Origin of the sequence: Bradyrhizobium sp. 149 (assembly GCF_023073915.1) — a bacterium.
Taxonomy (GTDB): domain Bacteria; phylum Pseudomonadota; class Alphaproteobacteria; order Rhizobiales; family Xanthobacteraceae; genus Bradyrhizobium.
The window spans coordinates 16,338-35,260 of sequence record NZ_JADPKK010000015.1; the positions used below are offsets into that span (position 1 = coordinate 16,338).

Sequence of the window (18,923 nt, forward strand, 5' to 3'; positions counted from 1 at the left end):
CACCGTTGGACCAGAGACTATTGAAGACGTTCGCGGCCAGGCGCCGCGGCGAACAATGCGCGCGTATAGGCATGTTGCGGATTGGCGAAGATGTCGGCAGTCGGGCCGCTCTCGACGATCTCGCCGGATTTCATCACCATGATGCGGTCGCACAATTCACCGGCGACACGCAGGTCATGGGTGATGAACAGCATCGCCAGGCCGAGCCGACTGCGCAGATCCGCGAACAGTTTCAGCACCTGCGCCTGCACGGTGACGTCGAGCGCCGACACCGCCTCATCGGCGATCAGAACCTGCGGTTCGGACGCGAGCGCCCGCGCGATGCAGATACGCTGCCGCTGACCGCCGGAGAATTCGTGCGGAAAACGATGCATGACATGCGGATCCATGCCGACCAGCTCGAGCAGCTTTGCCACCTCGTCGCGCGCCACCTGCGGCGACGCACCGAAATTGACAACGCCCTCGATCATCGACTGTCCCACCGACAGCCGCGGATTGAGCGAACGGTACGGGTCCTGGAAAACGACCTGGATGTAGCGCCGATGCGGTCGCAGCGTCGCATTGGAAACAGCGGCGATATCCGTACCGAGCAGATTGATCTCGCCGGATGTCGGTTTCATGAGCCGGGCCACACAGCGCGCCAGGGTCGACTTGCCAGAGCCGGACTCGCCGACCACGCCAAGGATCTCACCGCGACCGAGCGTGAAGCCGGCACCGCGCACCGCATGGGTGACGCGGCCCCGGCCGAACAGTCCGCGCTGGCCATAGGTCATCTCCAACCCCTTGACGGCGAGCACATCGGCTGTCGGCTCGCGCGCCGCGGTGGCGATCTGGATGCCCTTGGGCACCGAGTCGATCAGCAGCCGCGTATAGGCCTGGGCTGGCGAACCCAGCACCGCGTCGGCGCTGCCGCTTTCGACCACGGCGCCCTTCTGCATCACCACCACGCGATCGGCGATATCGGCGACTACGCCGAAATCATGGGTGATGAACAGCACGCCAATATTCTTGCGCTTCACCAAATCCTTGATCAGCACCAGGATCTGCTTCTGTGTGGTGACGTCAAGCGCGGTGGTCGGCTCGTCCGCGATCAGCAGCACCGGTTCCAGCAGCATCGCCATGGCGATCATGACCCGCTGGCGCTGCCCGCCCGACAGCTGATGCGGATAGGCCTGCATCAGCTGCGCCGCATTTGGCAGCAGCATGTCTTCCAGCGCCGCCAGCACCCGCCTGTTGATCTCGGCCTTGCTCGGCCGCGCGTTGCCATGCCAGACGAGCAGCTCGGCGAGTTGCTCGCGCACCGTCATCACCGGATTGAGCGCCGTCATCGGCTCCTGAAAGATCATGCCGATGCGGCTGCCGCGCAGCGTCCGCATCCGCTGATCCGGAGCGCCGATCAGTTCCTCGCCAAGCACCTTGATCGAGCCGCCCATCGGCGTCAGGCCGTCCGGCAGCAGTCCCATGACGCTGAACGCCGTGACTGACTTGCCCGATCCGGATTCCCCGACAACGCAGACGATCTCGCCGGATGGCACCGTAATATCGATATCCCTGATAGTGCGGCGGCCATCGGCATCGCCGGTGAGGCCGACCGTCAGGCCGCGGATTTCGAGAACGGCGGTCATTTGATGCCTCCCACCGATCGTGCCAGCCGCGGGTCCAGCATGTCGCGCAGACCATCACCGAGCCGGTTAATGCCAAGCACCGTCAGTGCGATGCAGATGCCAGGAAACAGCATCAGGCCTGGCCGTACCTGGAAATACAGCCGCGCATCGGACATCATGTTGCCCCAGCTCGGGATCTCGTCGGGCATGCCGATGCCAAGGAAAGACAGCGACGCTTCGATCAGGATTGCGGATGAGGCGATATAGGTCGCCTGCACGATCAGCGGCGCCAGGATGTTCGGAACGATATGCCGGGCCATCAACACCGGCAACCGCGTTCCCATGCTGACCGCAGCCTCAACATAGGCCTCCTCGCGCACGGTCAACACCACGCTGCGCACCATGCGCGCGACGCGCGGGATTTCCGGAATCGCGATAGCGACGCAGATCGTCGTGATGGAAGGACCGAGCCCGCCGATCAGCGCGATGGCAAGCAAGATGGCCGGGATCGCCATCATGCCATCCATCATGCGCATCAGCACATTGTCGATCCAGCGCACCATCCCGGCGATCAGACCCAGCAGGCTGCCGAGCATAACCGCAATCAGCGTCACCGCCGCGCCGACAATCAGCGACACCTGGCTGCCATAGATCAACCGGCTCCAGATGTCGCGGCCGAGATTGTCGGTACCGAGCCAGTTGGCCGCACTCGGCGGCCGCAGCCGAAGTCGCGGTTTGATGGCTGCGGGGTCGACCGTCCACAGCAGGCTCGCGAAAATCGCCATCAGCGACAGCACAACGAGAATGCAGAGACCGAACAACACCGTGCGGTTGCGCAGTAATTTGCCCGCGACGGCGCGAAGATTGACCGACGACTTCGGCGAGTTGACCGCGATCACGCTCATTGCTGGCTGATCCTTGGATCGAAGAAAGTGTAACTGAGATCAACCAGCAGATTGATCGCCACATAAGCGCCGCCGAACACGATGATGACGCCCTGGATCACCGGATAGTCGCGTGCCAGCACCGAATCCACGGTGAGACGGCCGAGGCCCGGCAGGTTGAACACGCTTTCGGTGACCACGACACCGCCGATCAGGAGGGCGATGCCGATGCCGACAATTGAGACAATCGGCACCGCCGCATTACGCAGGGCGTGCTTAAACACCACGATCCGCTCCGGCAGCCCCTTGGCTCGCGCGGTGCGAACAAAGTCCTCCGATAGCACTTCGAGCATGCTGGTGCGGGCCACGCGTGCAATCAGCGCGATGTAAACGAGGCTGAGCGTCAATGTTGGTAAAGTGAGATGCCATAGAAAAAGGCCAAGCCCGTCGCTCAAGGGCACATAGCCCTGCACGGGAAACAGCCTGAACTGCATCGACAGCAGATAGATCCAGAAATAGCCGATGGCGAAGGTCGGCACGGCGAAGCCGGTTACCGACGTCCACATGGCGAAGCGGTCGAGCCAGCCGCCACGGCGCCATGCCGCAAGCACCCCGATCGGTACACCGACGAGCACGGAGAACACGATCGTGGTGATGGAGACCGCGACCGTCGGGCCGACACGCTGCGCGATCAGCGCAGTCACCGGCTGGCCCGACACGATGGAGGTGCCGAGGTCGCCATGCAGCATGCGCCATAGCCAGTTCAGAAACTGCATGGCCAGTGGCTGATCGAGGCCGAGACGGGCTCGAATGGCAGCAATCGCCGCGGCATCGGCATTGTCGCCGGCAAGCTGCGCCACCGGATCGCCGGAGGCGAACCGCAGCAGCATAAACGCGATCAACGCCACCACTCCCAGCACGGGAATGACCGAGACCGATCGCTTCAGGAGGACGCCAGTGATTGCCATAGCTCAGGCCGTCTTCTCGACGTTCCAGAACAACGGAGCCGGCGCAGTGACGATGCCCTTGAGCGCCTTGCTGTGCGACAGCGGTTGCTTGAACTGGCCGCCAGGAATATGGGTCATCACCTCATAGGCGCGCTTCTGGATCGCTTCGGCCACCGTCTTCTGTGCAGCGGCATCGGATTCCAGCGCGAACGTGTTGCGCAGGCTTTCGATCTCGGTGTCTTCCGGCCAGCCGAAGAAGCCCCCACTCTTGCCGCGGGTATCGAGCACGGTGCTGGCCAGCGGATTCATGAGCTCGGTGGTGGTGGTGACCCAGTGGGTCATCGACCAGCCGCCATTGGCGGTGGAATCCTGCTTGACGCGGCGCGCCAGCAGCGAACCCCAATCCATGGTCTGCACCTCGACATTCATGCCGATGGCGCGCAGTTTTTGCGCGGTGACGGTGCTGGAGCCGGACAGCAACGGCGAGTCGGTGGCCTGCAGCATCACCACCTTTTCGCCCTTGTAGCCCCCCTTCTTGAGCAGATCCTTGGCGCGGGCGATGTCCGGCTTGGTGTTCCAGCCGACTTCGCTGGCGAGCGGCGTGGTGACGCCGAACATCGCTGCGGAGGCCTGATAGTAGTCGGGATTGCCAACTTGTGCGTCGAGCCAATCGGCTTGATCGCTCGCATACATCACGGCCTGACGGATTTCCTGCTTGTTGAACGGCTCGGTCAGCCAATTCATGCGCACCACCGACATGAAGCCGAGCGGATTGTAATCGGCGACGGTCACATCGTTGGCTGCAATCAGCGACGGCAGCATGTCGTGCGGCGCCGCTTCGAGGAAGTCGATCTCCTTGTTGATCAGCGCATTGGCTGCCGTCTGGAAGTCCGGCATGCTGATCCACTCATAGCGGTCGATCTTGACGATCTTGCCGCCGGCCAGCCCGTCCGACGGCTCGTCGCGCGAGACGTAATCCGGATTGCGCTCATAGATGGCGCGGCTGCCCGGCCGGAATTCGGAGGCGACAAAGCGAAATGGGCCGGAGCCGACAAATTCCATCACCGGCTGCTCGGGCGGCTGCGCGGCCAGACGCGCCGGCATGATGAACGGCATGATGCTCGAGGGCTTGGCGAGCGTCTGCAGCACCTGGCCGTAGGGCGATTTCAGAACGAGCTGGAACGTACGCTCGTCCACCGGCTTGAGCTCGGCGACGAACGTCATCATCCGCGCGCCCATGGTGTCGCGCTTGGCCCAGCGCTGCAACGACGGGATGACATCGGCCGATGTCACCGGTGCGCCGTCGTGAAACTTGAGGCCGGAGCGCAGCTTGAACGTATAGGTCAGCTTGTCCGCCGACACCTCATAGGCGTCCACCATCTGCGGACGGACCTGAAATTTCGAGTCCGTGGAGAACAGCGTGTCGTAGATGTTGAGGCCGTGATTGCGGCCGGTCCAGGCGGTGTTGATGACCGGATCGGTCGCACGCAACGGCGCGTGCATCACCGCGCGGATGACCTTGCCGGACTGAGCACGCGCGATGCGCGGCATCATGCCGGCAGCGAAACCGGCGGCACCAGCCTTGAGCAACGAGCGACGGCTGAAATCATTGAACATGACGGTCTCCGGGCAATGGGAATGAACATCGATAAAGACGATAACGGTGCAGCTATCCGGCCAGATGCGCGCCGATGGCCCTGAAGGCCGCGAGCCAGCGGTGATCGATCGCGATATCCATCGGGCTCGGCTGCGCGGCGACCTTGACGATCACGGTGTCTGTCGATGGGTCGACATGGATCCACTGCCCATGGATGCCCACTGCTGCGAGATCGTTGCGCGCGGGATCAATCGTGTACCAGCACGCGCGATAGCGACCATTTGGGAAAACGAAGGCGAGATCGCCGTTCTTCCAGGCCTGCTCGTCTCCATTGCGATGGATGTCATCGATCCATACGCCCGGCACCACCTGCGTGCCATTGGCAATGCCGCGCTGGCGGATCATCTCGCCGAACCGCGCGAGATCGCGCACCGTAGCGCAGATGCCTCCCGCAGAGCGTGACGCGCCATGGGTGTCGAGCGTGATATAGGCGTCGTCACCGGCCCCCATCGGCGCCCAGATATGCTCCGACAGGATCTGCGCATAGGGCTTGCCGCAGGCCTTCTCATAGACCCAGCCGAGCATGTCCGTATTGGTAGAGACGTAATGGAAGACCTTGCCATGCGGACCGCCATTCGGCCGCAGCGTGGCGAGGAAGCTGCGCTGGTCGCCCTGCGCCGTGCCGTTCGGCAGCACGTCCCAGCCATTGCACAGCCGATACTTGACCACGTCGCCTTCCGGATCGTCGTAATCCTCGTCAAACTTGATGGCGACCGTCATGTCGAGCAGATCGCGGACCGTGCAGCCACCATAAACCGACGACGCGACTTCAGGGACGTAATGCGTCACCGGCTTGTCAGGATCGAGCAGCCCGCGCCCGACCAGGACGCCACCGAGCGTCCCGCAAATCGATTTGCTCACCGAGCATATCAGATGCGGCGTGCGTGGGGTCATGCCCTCGCCGTACCATTCGCTGACGATCTCGCCGCGATGCAGCATGATGAGGCCATCGGCATAAGTTTCGGCCAGTGTCGCCGCGAGCGTCGTTGAGACGCCCTCGCCATACTTGAATGTCAGGGCGCCGAGATCGCGAAATGCCGTCTCGAGCGGGGTCGGCGCCGCGCCGCGCCGAATGTCGGCGGTCGGCAGCACCTGGCGGACATTGCGAAAACTCCACTGGCTGTAGGGATATTTGCGCCAATTGAAGCGGGTTACGAGCGCCTCGGCAGAAGGCGGAGCGCCTTTCATGACATCACTTGGCTTCATCGCGACCTCGCAGAACCATTTCCATGTCCGGCGTCGGCACTGACACCGGACACGCAATCATCGGCGAGCCAGCGGATTGACCGTTATCAAAAATCGGCAATTTTTCGACGCGGACCGACTAGGGCGCGCTGGCATATCGCTTGCAAAATGAAGCCCGGAAGTTTCACTATCAGTCCGGCGCGGCGCTCACAGCCGCCATCCGGGAGGCCTGCATGACGCTAAACGCCTCGGATCATTGGTTGTTTGCCGCATCGAGCGACGACGTCGATGCGCATTGCAACAATCTTGGGCGCTGGCGGCTTGACTATGATCAGATCAGTGCCGGCGCTTTTCGCGGCAGCTTCACGGAGCTGCGGCTGCCGGGTATCCAGGTCTTCCGGGAAACCACCAGCCAGCGCGTGCGCCAATACGGGCATCTGGGTATCGACAGTTTCGGCATCGCACTCCCCTGGCGCGCCGGCGACATCAACTTTAACGGCACCTGCATGTCATCCGGCAATGTCATTGCCTGCTTCGACGCCGAAGTCGACATGTGCACGCCACCCGAATTCGAACTTCGTGGCGTCGTGATGGATGCGCGGTTGCTGGAAGACACGTTACACGATCTGCAGATCGAACTGCCTGACGGCATCTGGCATCAGTTGCGCGAGTTGCGCACGGATCCGGGCACCGCACAGCGCCTGCGTCTGTTGCTGGGATATGTGCAGGAGATCATCGACGATAACCCGACGATCCTCGACAATACCGCAGCGCGGCAGCAGCTCGAGGATAACCTGCTCACCGAAGTCATTGATCTGCTGCCGAGCCTGGAGCCGTGCGACGATCTCCGCGGCGGTAGTGCCCGCAAGCGGCTCGTGGATCGCGCCTGTGCCCTGATGCTGTCCACACCTGAGCAGCCGATGACCATTCTCGACATCTGCAAAGGCGTAGGCGCAAGTCGCCGCAAGCTGAACTACTGTTTCCAGGATGTGCTTGGAAGCAACCCGATCCACTATCTGCGTGCCGTACGCCTCAATCGTGTCCGACGCGAACTCAAGCAATGTGTCGATGAACGGATCGGTGTCTATGATGTCGCGGTCAAATGGGGGTTCTGGCATTTCAGCCAGTTCTCCCACGACTACAAACGGCACTTTACCGAGCTGCCCTCGGAAACGTTGCGGCGCACGCGGCTTGACCTGCGTCTTAGCGATGATCGCACGAGCTAAACCAATGTCCGCTTTGCGCCAGAAGCGGCCAGTCGCACGATCTAGTAATGGCGAGGCCTGCTTTTCACTCAGAAGCGCAACCTCGCGCCACTCGATGAGCCTGAACACGCGCATCGTTACCGTTACGGACACGCGCATCGAACGCATCTTGCGTCGTGCCGGATGGGTCCTACGCCGAACCGGCCAACCACGAAGATTCGGCAACACCCAGGCAGTTGCTGGTTACCTCGAGGTGTCGGTCGAATCCTTCATCACGGCGGCGACAAGTTCATGGTCCCAAATGCGACCATAGTCCGGCCCGGTGACGGCACGAAGCTCGGCTCGCCCGTTATCAGCTTCGAGGGTCTTTACGAGCTCGGCGCGGTGTGTCAGCAAGCCATGTTGTAGGTTGATGCCTGACAGAGCCGCGGGAAGCTGCCGCAAATAAGACGTTGGCGCTCCGACCAAGTTACACAACTGGCCAAAGCTCCAATGAGTCGGCGCCACCGGCGCGGCACGCCCGGGGATCATCAAGGCCAACCGCTCGGAATTGTTGCTGTTGGCCTCCACCCGGATAGCCCGGCTTTCCACCGTCCGCGCCTCCGCCCGCTCGGCGCGACCGCGCACCGCGTCGTAGGGGTCTGGCAGGTTCAAATAGCGTTCGTCATCGGGCCGCAAAAACCATTCCGACGACACGCGGCCAATCCGCTGGCCGCGCGATACATCCACGCGAAACCCGCCGGAAGCAGATTGTTCGTCTTGCGATAAAGTCATCACGTTCATGGTCGTTTCTCCTATGGGCTGAGGTTGAAGCGCAGCGCTGCGCTGCAACCCTGCCCGTCGGCGAGACCTGGGGTAGCAAGGGCAAGGGCGGCCGAAGCGGAGGGGGATCACCCGCCTGACAAGGGCGCGCTTGATAAGCGCGCGTCTGCACGCGCCCTGACGACCGTGGTCGTCAAGAAAATCCAAGGCGCGGAAGACCGGGGATACCGCTCCGTCCGGCACCGTCAGGTGCTTCACCCTTGCCCGCGCGAGGGCGGAGCCCTTAGCGATTCACTTCCAAAAAGCAAAGCTCTTCCTGCTTTCCTGCAAGTCGGCAATAAAACGCAAAAAGCCCCGCCTCCGAAGAGGCGGGGCGGATGATCCGGATGGATCAGTCGCCGTTGCGGCGGGACCAGATCAGGGTGAAGCCCTCGTCGCCCTCGACTTCACCAGCGAAGCGTAGATCGGCGCCGGGAAGCTCGGATCATCAAGTTTGACCGAGAGGTATTCGCGTTCGGTCTCGCGGGCGGTCTTCTTCCACGCGGCACCGAATTCGGTGGTGCCAGCGAAGATGCGAAAGTCGGGCGCCTTGTCGTTGTCTTTCTCGGACGGGGCGAACCTTGCCTTGATGTTGAGCGTCAGCGTCTTGATCGAGCCGACGTAGCCATTGTCCAAAGCGGTGAAGGTGCCGATGGTAGCCATGGTAATCTCCGTTGGTTGCTCGGGCCGCGCCCATCGCGGCCTCGATGGCGATCCTTGGCCCGGGGAGCGATCGGCCCGCAGCCGTCAGGCCCGCAGCGCAGCGGAGGACGGCGTCAGCCTGCTTTTTTGTTTTCCGCGAGGAATGCCGCTCCTCTGCGGCAGGGGAAAAAAGCAGGCGTAGCCGTTGCGGGAAGGCGATCGAGGCTCTTGCCGTCCCTCGGGCCTGATCAGCCCATTCGAGGTTGCGTTGGACGCTGCCCGTGAACGAACTGACGGGGACCACCATGGCTGCCGGCATTCAAGCAGCACAAGGACGTGGCTTGATCGGTCGAACGCACGCTGACATCTGCGCATCAACGGCGGCAAAGACGCGCCAAAGGGAACGATGAGCGATCAGTTTCGTATGCTGTCGTGACACATCGGAGCGCACCTGGAAGGAATTCCCGCGGAAAGACCATCCGAACGATGTCGTTATTCGTTGATCAAGGACGACCGCCTAATCGGCCGCGAAATATTGGATGATCGCGAGCGCCGTATTGAAACTGAAAACCAGTGCTATAAAGGGCTCGTGCGGGATCTCGGAAGGCTGGCCTCTCGCCGGGTTCGAGGCTTGACCTATATCGATTTCCTTACCCCGGTGCCGTCGGCAATTTACCACGCTCACGGTGTCCTCGCCAGTCATCGATATCAGGCAAGTGGATGACATCGCGAGGCTCGCGCTTTACGGCTCCCCATCTGTCCCAGAGTGTTTCCCGCATTCGAACCAAACACCGTTTCCGCGACAGATGTTGATTGCTGCAACGCAGCCACAAATCGACGCTGCATATGAGGAACTCTTTCCGAATGCATTCCTGAAATGTTTAAAACGCCTACCGTAAGCCGTGAATTAAAGTGTTCCCGATGTTTCTCTGACGCGAACTTGCTATGCTCGCTAAAGTCGCAAGTCTAGCCGAACTAGCGTGCTCAACGGGCGTGGCAAATGGACACATCAGAACGATTCCAGACTATCCTCAGTGCAATCGCTTCCGCCAGCGGACTGCAGGATCTTTCGGACGTCATCCACACTGTCCGAGCGCCTTTCGGCGTTGCAAACATAGTCTATCACGCCGTTCGGATTCCACAGGCCGAACAGCCTAACCCGCTTTTGCTCCTGACCTATGATCTAGAATGGGTTCGACGGTACACGGAACGGAACTATTTTCAGATAGATCCGATCGTACGCTCCGGCAGGCAGGGATTTCTGCCCTTGGATTGGTCGAATGTGGACAAGGAGACACCGATCGCGCGCGGCTTCTTCTCGGAGGCGGACAAGTTTGGCGTCGGCAGGCAAGGCGTGACCATGCCGATAAGAGGGCCCGCGGGCGAACGCGCCCTGTTTACCGTCACTTCCAATGCCTCGGATGCGGAGTGGTCGAAGACGCGCCTCGCTTATATGAGGGAATTCCTGCTCGTCGGCCACTTCTTCCACGATCGAGCCGTTGAGTTGGCCGGCTTCAGGCCTCCCTCGCGGAAGCTCAATTTGTCGCCGCGCGAGAAGGAATGCTTGTCGAAGATCGCCCGCGGCGATGTGCCAAAGCGAATCGCGAGCGAACTCAAGCTGTCGACCAACGCCGTCCAGATTTATCTTCAGAATGCCCGAACTAAACTCGGCTGCTCAAGCGTCGCAGAAGCAGCGGCAAAGGCTCTCTTCCTAGAACTGATCGACGTCTGACGGCTCTCCACGCGACTGCCAAACCGCGCATGAGTTGATCCGTTTGTCAACTTGGTAAGTATCCAAATTGAGAGCACTCCCTCCTCGCTGGCAAATGCCAGCGTTGGCTTGGGAGTTGGGATGATCAGAATAATAACAAACGCCGATCGGTCCAGCTGCCTGGGACTATTGGACGAAATGTTCCGGGCGCGCGCAGCGATATTTTCCGACCGCCTTCGCTGGAACGTCGATGTCCGCCACGGATGGGAATTCGACCGCTACGATGTGAAACAAGAGACAATCTATCTTATCTGCGTCGCGGATGACGGACACACGACAGGTTCGCTTCGCCTCCTCCCGGCGAATGGCGACACGATGCTGCAAAACGAATTCGCCCCGTTCTTCGACCGCCCTCCCAAAATCAGCGACCGCCGAACCTGGGAGTGCACGCGCTTTTGCGTCCATCCTTGTTCGGCCTCCGAAGGTCGAGCGCAAAATCGCTATATCTCATCCCAGCTTCTGATAGGCCTTTGCGAATTCGCTCTTGCCTCGGGCATGGAGCACATCGTCGGCCTGTACGATCACGCCATGACGCGCGTCTATCGCCGCATCGGATGGTCCCCCTCACCAATAGCGATATCGCGCCCTCAGGTCGGCCGCCTCGTCGTCGGTACCTGGGACGTCTCGCACGATGCGCTGAATGCCATGACCGCACGCGCGATCACCGAGCTGGAGAACCTGGGGTTCGAAAGGCGAGCCGCATAGTGCGGCTTATTTTGTGAGGAGAAGGCAATGAAAGTGTTGAAGTCTGCTTTGAGGAGCTGCATCGGGCTGGTTACCGCGGGCGTCGTCGTCATGGGCGGTGCCAGCGCCGCCATGGCGCTGACGGCGCAGTTCCAGGTCACCAATTCCTTCGGGGCGACGCTCTTCCTCGATACCGCAAGCTGCACGGGCGGTGGTTCAATCTCGCCACCCTTCTCGATCAGCGCCGGCGGTTCTCCAACCTTCAGCGGCTCCACGACCGGCACGACCACCCTGTGCACCGTCCGGTACCAGAGCGGCAGCTTCGGCTGCCAGTTCCAGGTTCAGGTCCTGCAATCCGGGAGCAGCATCACGGGCTTCGCATCGACCAACGCCTACAAGGGCTCCGGCGGCCGCCCCTCCTGCACCAAGCAGTCTGATATCGGGATCACAAACGGCTGGTCGGGCGGGTTCACCATGCAATAGCGAAAGCCGCGGCGAGGCGGTGGTGCCCGCGTGCACCATCGCTCTCGTCTTCAGGCTAAGACTGCGTTGCCCATCAAGGATCCAGCGCATCGTAGGCTGAGAATGCCAACTGCGGTGCGGGCCAGTAAGACACTTCCGGACCTCGCAGTCTTTCTAGTCCAAAGCCCCATACCGACAAGTGCAGCGCACGTGGGCCCCCTGAGGACACCGGAAGGAGATCTAAACATTATAACATGCGATGGCCTCCTCTGCGGATCGAGCAATATCTTCCGCAAGGTCGGCGTCTTTGGGCTTCTTCGGCATCGTGGTAAATTCGCGTCGCCGGCGATGGGCGGCCGTGAAACTTCTCGTGCATCCTCATGAATATCGAAACCGTCATTGCGGAGCTCGCTCACGCCAAATCTGTCGACGGATTGTCCAAGCTGTTATTTGACTGGCGCAATCAGAGCGGCGTCGCCCATTTGATCTACCATGCGACCTACGCCCCACTCTCAAAGGACCTACGGCCCCTTGTTCTCTGTACGTATGACCCGGCCTGGGTCGCTCGCTATACCGAGAAGGACTACTTCAGCATCGATCCGGTGCTGCTCGCCGGACGCGAGGAAACATTGCCCATCGACTGGATCACAGTCGATCATGAGACCGACCAGGCAAGACGCTTCTTCGTGGAGGCCGAGAGCTACGGCGTGGGGCGCCATGGCTTTACGTTGCCGATCCGGGGACCATTTGGCGAGCGCGCGCTCTTTACGTTCACGACGAACGAAACCGATCACCGCTGGCACAAGGCTCGATACGAGTACCTGCGCGACTTCGCGCTCGTTTCCCACTATCTGCACGATCGGGCGATGCAACTCGCCAGCCTGCGCCCCGATTTCAAGATACGGCAACTGTCCCGGCGTGAACGGCAGTGCTTGCATCATCTGGCCCGTGGCGCACCCCCGGGAAGGATCGCACGCCAGTTGAACCTGTCGGCGAGCGCCGTGCGCCAATACCTGAAGGGAGCCTCCCGAAAGCTCGGCTGCACCACGATTGAGGAGATTGCGGTCAAGGCTTCCTTGCTGGGGTTCGGGCGGTGACCCTTTAACCGATCATTAACGAACTCGGCCCGAACCTTTGTGTTTCTACAGATTGCTGGAACCACCGAATCCGGCGATCTTCCGTCCAGAGTTTCGATCTTCGGGAAGAGAGGCGGATCATGACAAACATTTCCTCGGCCAATTCCGGTGCTGGCGATGCCGTGGTGTCGCTCCTCCGCTCGAGCTCCCAGGATCAGTCGACGCCGAGCCGATCCGCCCCACCGAAGCAAGATTCCGCTTCAAGAAACCCCATTGACACCGTCGATCTCTCTGATCGGGCACAGACGATACTTGCGCGTGCGAAAATAGAAAAAGTCGCTGCGGACAAGCTGGCGCTTCAGGTCCAGTCGGCGAAAAGTTCGGGCAGGGCCGCGGGCGCGAACACCGCTTCGGCCGACAGCTTCGAGCTCGGCGGCAATTCGTCGGACGGCTCAGCTTCCACGCCGGGCACCGGATCCGGGAATTTCGATCAAATCTCCGGGTACCTCGATCGCCTTATCGATGATCACAGAGCTCCGGATGGGACCGTCAGTTCGTTCACGAAGACAGTGAACGACTTCTTCACTGTTCCTTCCACGCCCGAAGAACTGAGTGCCTGGTATAAGAATCAAGAAGAAGCCGCCGCGCAGTCCGCGGCGGCCGAACCCGATCCAGCGCTGAAGGCCAAAGCGGAAGCCTACCTCGACGCTGTCCGCAATCATCAGGTGACGCTCGTCAGCGCCGACGACATCCCCGAGCTGAACTTTCATAACACCTGGACTCTGCAAGGTGCGGAAGGCGGCAGCTCCATCAACTTCACATCCACCTACAACCACAACGCGTCGATCTTCAAAGACCCGGCAACCACCTACTTTGTCGACGGCAATGGGTCGGTCGTCGTGTGGAAGCATGCCGCTGACGGTGCTGCCGCCTCGAGTTCCTAGGAGCGGGCGTCGGCCTCACGAATTGTCCGGCTCTCCGGCATCGCAAGATACACTGCCAGTGCGAAGCTCATGGTCTAATAGGCGGATGCCGCGAACATCCGTCAGGCCCGCCTGCAACAATGCATGATTGCCGCAGGAGATCGCCTTCCTAGGGAAACACGATGATCTCCCCTGCTTCCAGCCCGTTCAGCACTTGGACCCCGCGCTCACTCGTCGCACCTAGAGCAACGCGACGATCATGCTCCTGGCCAGATTCCGGATCACGGACTCTCACCCGTGGTTCCGCGAGGGTGCCGCGCACGGCCTCCACCGGCACGATCAAGGCTCCGGCGTCCGAGGCCAATTCGATCGTCATCCGCGCCGACATCCCGACGCGCATCGAACCAAGAAGCGCTCCTTGAGCTCTTACGGCCGCACGGACTTCGAACGATGGAGCCGAACTGGCGCTTTGGTCGCCGCTCGCTTCTGCGCTGACCGCAACGATCCGTCCTAGAACCTCGCCGGAGAAAGCGTCGCTGCTGATTGTGACGGGTTGGCCGACATGCACGCGATTGATATCCACCTCGTCGATCTTTCCCGTGACGACCAGCCCCGTCAGGTCGGCAACCGCGAACAACGGCTGACCTCTGCTGACCCGGCTGCCGGGCTCGCTTAGGAGAGCCGTTTGAGAGCTGGGCATCGCCACCGGTGGCCTTACCAAGACCCCTGCCGAAGGGGCCACGACGGTACTGCCGTCGAGCTGATGCTTCAGGTCTCCCAATCTGGCTAATGCGTTCTTCACTTCCAGATCCGCCAATTGACGGTTCTCGGCGTTGCCGCGATCCAGCATTGTTTGCAGGTCCAGACGGCTGCTGTCCGCGGCCATCCGTTGGGTATCTCGCTGCTGGACGAGACCATCGAATTCATTGCGTGAGACGATCCCTCGATCGAGCAAAGTTTTGGTCTCGGACACCTGGCGCTCGACGATCGCAAGCGCGGCCTCCGCGTTCTCAAGGGCACGCTTTGCACGCGTGACATCGGGACTCCGCTCCCAGCGGACCAGGACGTCAAAAGCCATAGTGGCCTTCAAGAGAATCGCTTGAGCTTCACGGACGCGGCTCTGCGCTTCCGCAGTGTCCATAATAAGCACCGTATCGCCGGCAGCGACGCGATCGCCCAGTTGGGCCTTGCGCTCCAGCACGAAGCCGTCAAATGGCGCCACGATCGGGGCCGTCCTTCCGGGCTTCAAGGTTCCTGTGATGGTCAACCGTGACGTGACGGCGCTTGGCACAATCTTGAAGACACGGGACGTCGGCTGTGGCGCGCTCTGTGGCGTGGAAATGACGCCTTGCCAAAACCACGCGGCCGGACTCATCGCGACAATGGAGGCCAGAGCGGCCGCGATCACCATGCGGCTGGTCCGTCGCGGTGCAGATATGATCGTCCGCGCGCGAGCCAAAGTTGCCGCAGTTTCGGCGCCGGAATTCTCAGCTTTCCCGGTCAATCTTTCAACGCGATGCGCCATGTGTCCAGCGTGGTCCCGAGTTGGATATCCAGTAGCGTCAGCGCGTTGAGATAGCCGATCATGGCGGCAAGCTGCTGGCTTTCAGCCAAGCGCAAGTCGTTTTCCAGCCCACGTACTTGAAAATTGACCGAGCGGCCGGCCTTCAATTTCTCCTTCTCGATCTCCACGGCTTTGGCCGCCAGTTGGCGGGCTCGACGCGCGACTTCGAGCTGTCGCCAGCGGATATCAACGTCCGTCACCGAACCGCGCACCTGAAGCTCAACCCCCTGACGGATACTCGTGAGCTGCAACTCCGACGTCTGCAGCGTGGCGGTCGCCTGTACGAAGGGTTGCTCGCGGCGCAAATCGTTGAGCGGAATACTGAACGCCGCACCGACCGTGACGTCCGATATCCGTTCCGAGGAGAAGGTGCCGCCCCCCGTCGTCGTCGCACGCCCGAACCTGCCGCTGGCAAACACCGACAAGTCCCACAGTCGTTCATTTTGGGCGACGACGATGCCAAGCTTGTTCTGCTCGACGACGAGAACCTGCCCAAGATAGTCCGGGCGCTGGGCCAGAGCGATCTGCATCAATCGCGAGAGGTTGGTCGCGATCCTCGCCGGGTCCGTACTCTCCCTAGCCGCGATCGCCGCACCGAGATCGATGGACAGAAAGTTCAGCAATTGCAGCCGCGCCGTGTCCAGCGTCTTTGTCGCCTCGAGCACGCGAATGCGCTGGTTTTCGACATCCGCCTCGGTTTGCACGATATCGACTGCCGCCATTCGTCCAGCGACGATGAGGCTACGGTTGATGTCGACGAGATCCTGCGCGCGGCCGACCGATGCCTGCGCCAATTTCAGCTCTTCCTGCGCCTGGAGCAAAGCCCGATAGGCGAAGATCACCTGGCCGATCGTCTCGGAGACCGTCGCCTTCAGCTTCAGCCGGTTGATCCTTTCGCTCAATCGGGCCGCTCTCACCGGCGCCATGGTGACGTCGACACCTCCCCCGCGCAGCAAGGGCTGCGACACCGTCAGCTCGGCCGCCGAGCTGCGTGTGAGGACACCGGCGGTGTCGGTCATCTGGTTCGCCCAAGCCAGCCCGAATGTTGCCCCGGTCGGCAACAGGGCCGTGGCCGCCGGCGTGATCTCGGCGCTGGTCGTGCCGATCCCGGCTATTTGCTGATGGGTCGCGCCCCCGCCGATGGAGAAATGAGGCGTAAAGCGATCCTCGACTGCTCTTAGATCGAATTTTTGCGATATCCTGTCGATATAAGCGCTACGGATCGTCCTGTTGTCGCGCAGGGCGATGGCAATCGCATCCGCAACGGTCAGGGAAATGCCCGCCGGTTTGGCAGCGTCCGTCTCGGCTGCCGCCGGTTGCGTCACCGGGGGCGCCGGCGGACGATTGACGCGCTTGGCCTTGATGGCGGGTTTCGACCCGGTGTCTTGCGCCGTTGCGCCCACGAGCGGGACGGCGGCTCCCAGCGCCAAGGCGAGCGCAACACCCAACCGCTGCTTCAGCTGCGCCCCCATCTAATCCGCCCTCAGCGCTGCGATCGGATCGAGCTTGGCAGCCCTCGCCGCGGGGTAGCTTCCGAAGAACAGGCCGACGACAAGCGCCATGCCCGCCCCCAGCGGCAATGCGGCGGGCGCGGCGGCGAACGACCAGCCGGATGCGCTGGCAAACAGCCAGCCCGCCAGCGTCCCAAGGACCGTGCCGATCGCCGATCCGGCCGCCGACAGCAGCAAGGCCTCGACCAGAAACATCAGACGGACATCATGACGCCGGGCCCCGAGCGCAAGCCTAATGCCGATCTCGCGCCGCCGCTCCATGACGCTCATCAGCATGACGTTCATCACGCCGACGCCACCGACGACGAGCGATACGGCGCCGATCGCCATCAGCAAAAGGCCATAGATGCGCATCTGCTGCTCAAGCCCAATGATCAGTTGACGCGCCGTCCGCACGCTCACGCCCTGGCCGCCGCCCATCCGCGCGCGAAAATACGCCGCGATACTTGCAGAGGCGGTCTGGTCGTTCTCCCCAGCGTCCAGGCGGGCGGCTATATTGGTGATCTGCGGCGAAGGGACCAGGCGGCGGGCGGCCGCATAGGGAACGACGACCGATCGGTTGAGATCCAGGTTGAGGACCATATTGGCATAGACGCTCGACAGGGTGCCGATGATGGTTACGATCGGGCCATCGACCACGATTTCATCGCCGATCTTGATGGGTCTTCCGGATGCGGTCGCAATATCGTTGGCAAGTTCGGCCCCTAGGACGGCAAAGGGCGCAAAACCGTCGAGGTCGGATGTCCGTCTCCCGGTCGCAATTTCGGCTTTGGCGAGCGAATAGATCCCGTCCATGGCGGCGACGAGATTCGCGGGCAGCGAGGAGCGGCCGATCTTTATTGAGGTCCCCGCGAGGATGAAGGGAGCGGCGGCCACCACCCCCACCCCGGCGCCGGCAAGATCGCGCGCAGCATCTGCCGGTATGACCGGAGCTATTGTTCCGTTAGCCTTCGGAGCGATGTTCACGAGGTCGATGCCGAGTGAATCGAACTGCCGCATTGCCTCGTTCCGGGCATCGTAGCCGATGTGCAGCATCGCAATCACGGCCGCCGTCCCGATCGCGATGCCGATCAGGGCCAGGAATGTGCGTCCCTTGAGCCCTTGCAGGTTCGACGCCGCATCGCAGACAATCTCCCGAAGAACGAGGCCATCCCCGATCATGACACCACGTCGACGGCGCGAAGATCGCCCCAATTGTCGTCAACCACGCCGCCGTCGCGCATGACGATGCGCCGCGGACACCGGGCCGCAAGCGTAGGATCGTGCGTCACGATCACCATTGTGACCCCGACCTCGCGATTCAGCGACAGGAACAGCGTCAAGATATCGTCGGCGGATTGACTGTCGAGGTTGCCGGTGGGCTCGTCAGCGAGCAGCAGCGCCGGCTCACCGACGAGCGCCCGCGCGATCGCCACCCGCTGGCGCTGCCCGCCGGAGAGCTCATCGGGGCGGTGCGTCGACCGAGCCGAGAGCCCCACGCGTTCGAGAGCAATAGCGGCGGCCTCCCGGCGGCGCGAGCCGTCAACTCCACGGTAAAGCAGTGGCAACGCCACATTATCGAGCGCCGACAGCCTCGGCAGAAGATGGAACGACTGGAAGACAAATCCGATATGCCGGTTGCGCATTCGGGCGGCCTGAGCTTCCGGCAAACCAGCGACGGATGTTCCATCAAGGTGGATTTCGCCGGTGTCGGGCCGATCGAGCAACCCCATCAGATTCATCAGCGTGGTCTTCCCCGACCCCGACGTACCTGTGAGTGCGCACATCTCTCCCGCGCCTATCGCAAGCGTCACATCCTTGAGAACAGATATTCCCCCCGCGGAGCCGGCGTAGCTCTTGCTGACTCGGTCGATCCTCAGCATCTCGCGCGAACCCCGGCGGTCATGTGCCCCCGAGGCCCATAGCAACAACTCTTCTCCGGGGTATGAGGAAGCAGCTCTCCGCTTGACGAGATTTTGGCTCGAAACCCGCCGGGCCGGCAATTTAGTATTTTACAAACTTGACAGA

15 protein-coding genes and 3 pseudogenes are annotated in these 18,923 nt (G+C 61.7%); 7 read left to right on the forward strand and 11 right to left on the reverse strand.

What is annotated here, in order from left to right; genetic code table 11:
• Positions 1 to 17: 17 nt before the first annotated feature.
• The 5 genes from IVA88_RS09110 to IVA88_RS09130 are packed head-to-tail and all read right to left on the reverse strand — an operon-like array spanning position 18 to position 6,298.
• Complete coding sequence (locus IVA88_RS09110; RefSeq protein ID WP_247496959.1) at positions 18 to 1,625, reverse strand: ABC transporter ATP-binding protein; 1,608 nt, start codon at positions 1,623 to 1,625, stop codon at positions 18 to 20.
• Positions 1,622 to 2,509, reverse strand: coding sequence for an ABC transporter permease (locus tag IVA88_RS09115; protein WP_247496960.1), 888 nt, complete (start codon positions 2,507 to 2,509; stop codon positions 1,622 to 1,624). Before IVA88_RS09115 ends, IVA88_RS09110 begins: the two co-directional genes overlap by 4 nt.
• On the reverse strand, positions 2,506 to 3,450 hold the full coding sequence (locus IVA88_RS09120; RefSeq protein ID WP_247497151.1) for an ABC transporter permease: 945 nt from the start codon (positions 3,448 to 3,450) through the stop codon (positions 2,506 to 2,508). Before IVA88_RS09120 ends, IVA88_RS09115 begins: the two co-directional genes overlap by 4 nt.
• A gap of 9 nt (positions 3,451 to 3,459) precedes the next feature.
• Positions 3,460 to 5,052 carry an ABC transporter substrate-binding protein gene (locus IVA88_RS09125; RefSeq protein ID WP_247496961.1) on the reverse strand — a complete coding sequence of 531 codons (1,593 nt, stop codon included), beginning with the start codon at positions 5,050 to 5,052 and terminating at the stop codon, positions 3,460 to 3,462.
• A gap of 52 nt (positions 5,053 to 5,104) precedes the next feature.
• On the reverse strand, positions 5,105 to 6,298 hold the full coding sequence (locus IVA88_RS09130) for a serine hydrolase (RefSeq protein WP_247496962.1): 1,194 nt from the start codon (positions 6,296 to 6,298) through the stop codon (positions 5,105 to 5,107).
• Between the two features lie 212 nt (positions 6,299 to 6,510).
• On the opposite strand from IVA88_RS09130, the gene IVA88_RS09135 reads away from it, so the two are divergent.
• Positions 6,511 to 7,503, forward strand: coding sequence for a helix-turn-helix domain-containing protein (locus IVA88_RS09135; RefSeq protein WP_247496963.1), 993 nt, complete (start codon positions 6,511 to 6,513; stop codon positions 7,501 to 7,503).
• Between the two features lie 94 nt (positions 7,504 to 7,597).
• Positions 7,598 to 7,795 (forward strand): annotated as a pseudogene (locus IVA88_RS09140) (acyl-homoserine-lactone synthase); the annotation flags it as partial.
• Here the strand turns inward: IVA88_RS09140 and IVA88_RS09145 are convergent.
• A pseudogene (locus IVA88_RS09145) lies at positions 7,750 to 8,265 on the reverse strand (DUF932 domain-containing protein); the annotation flags it as partial. The pseudogenes IVA88_RS09140 and IVA88_RS09145 sit on opposite strands and share 46 nt — an antisense overlap.
• Positions 8,266 to 8,635: 370 nt before the next feature.
• Positions 8,636 to 8,946, reverse strand: a pseudogene (locus tag IVA88_RS09150) (DUF736 domain-containing protein).
• 979 nt (positions 8,947 to 9,925) lie between these two features.
• Between IVA88_RS09150 and IVA88_RS09155 the strand changes: the two are divergent.
• The 5 genes from IVA88_RS09155 to IVA88_RS09175 all read left to right on the forward strand — a co-directional run bounded on the left by IVA88_RS09155 (position 9,926) and on the right by IVA88_RS09175 (position 13,862).
• The gene (locus IVA88_RS09155) at positions 9,926 to 10,657 is read left to right on the forward strand and encodes a LuxR family transcriptional regulator (RefSeq protein ID WP_247496964.1); all 732 of its coding nucleotides are present in this window, start codon (positions 9,926 to 9,928) and stop codon (positions 10,655 to 10,657) included.
• A 120-nt stretch (positions 10,658 to 10,777) separates the two neighbouring features.
• Complete coding sequence (locus IVA88_RS09160; RefSeq protein WP_247496965.1) at positions 10,778 to 11,401, forward strand: acyl-homoserine-lactone synthase; 624 nt, start codon at positions 10,778 to 10,780, stop codon at positions 11,399 to 11,401.
• 27 nt (positions 11,402 to 11,428) lie between these two features.
• Entirely contained in the window at positions 11,429 to 11,863 is a 435-nt protein-coding gene (locus IVA88_RS09165; RefSeq protein ID WP_247496966.1) for a hypothetical protein, read from the forward strand.
• 359 nt (positions 11,864 to 12,222) lie between these two features.
• Entirely contained in the window at positions 12,223 to 12,939 is a 717-nt protein-coding gene (locus IVA88_RS09170; RefSeq protein WP_247496967.1) for a LuxR family transcriptional regulator, read from the forward strand.
• A 119-nt stretch (positions 12,940 to 13,058) separates the two neighbouring features.
• Positions 13,059 to 13,862, forward strand: coding sequence for a hypothetical protein (locus IVA88_RS09175; RefSeq protein WP_247496968.1), 804 nt, complete (start codon positions 13,059 to 13,061; stop codon positions 13,860 to 13,862).
• A 148-nt stretch (positions 13,863 to 14,010) separates the two neighbouring features.
• Here the strand turns inward: IVA88_RS09175 and IVA88_RS09180 are convergent, their stop codons facing one another.
• The 4 genes from IVA88_RS09180 to IVA88_RS09195 all read right to left on the reverse strand — a co-directional run bounded on the left by IVA88_RS09180 (position 14,011) and on the right by IVA88_RS09195 (position 18,778).
• The gene (locus tag IVA88_RS09180; protein WP_247496969.1) at positions 14,011 to 15,252 is read right to left on the reverse strand and encodes an HlyD family efflux transporter periplasmic adaptor subunit; all 1,242 of its coding nucleotides are present in this window, start codon (positions 15,250 to 15,252) and stop codon (positions 14,011 to 14,013) included.
• Positions 15,253 to 15,341: 89 nt separating this feature from the next.
• Entirely contained in the window at positions 15,342 to 16,877 is a 1,536-nt protein-coding gene (locus IVA88_RS09185; RefSeq protein WP_247496970.1) for a TolC family protein, read from the reverse strand.
• The gene (locus IVA88_RS09190) at positions 16,878 to 18,077 is read right to left on the reverse strand and encodes an ABC transporter permease (protein WP_256466781.1); all 1,200 of its coding nucleotides are present in this window, start codon (positions 18,075 to 18,077) and stop codon (positions 16,878 to 16,880) included.
• A complete protein-coding gene (locus tag IVA88_RS09195; RefSeq protein WP_247496971.1) occupies positions 18,074 to 18,778 on the reverse strand; it encodes an ABC transporter ATP-binding protein in 705 nt (234 codons plus the stop codon). The genes IVA88_RS09190 and IVA88_RS09195 overlap by 4 nt, the downstream gene beginning before the upstream one ends.
• Positions 18,779 to 18,923: the final 145 nt, after the last annotated feature.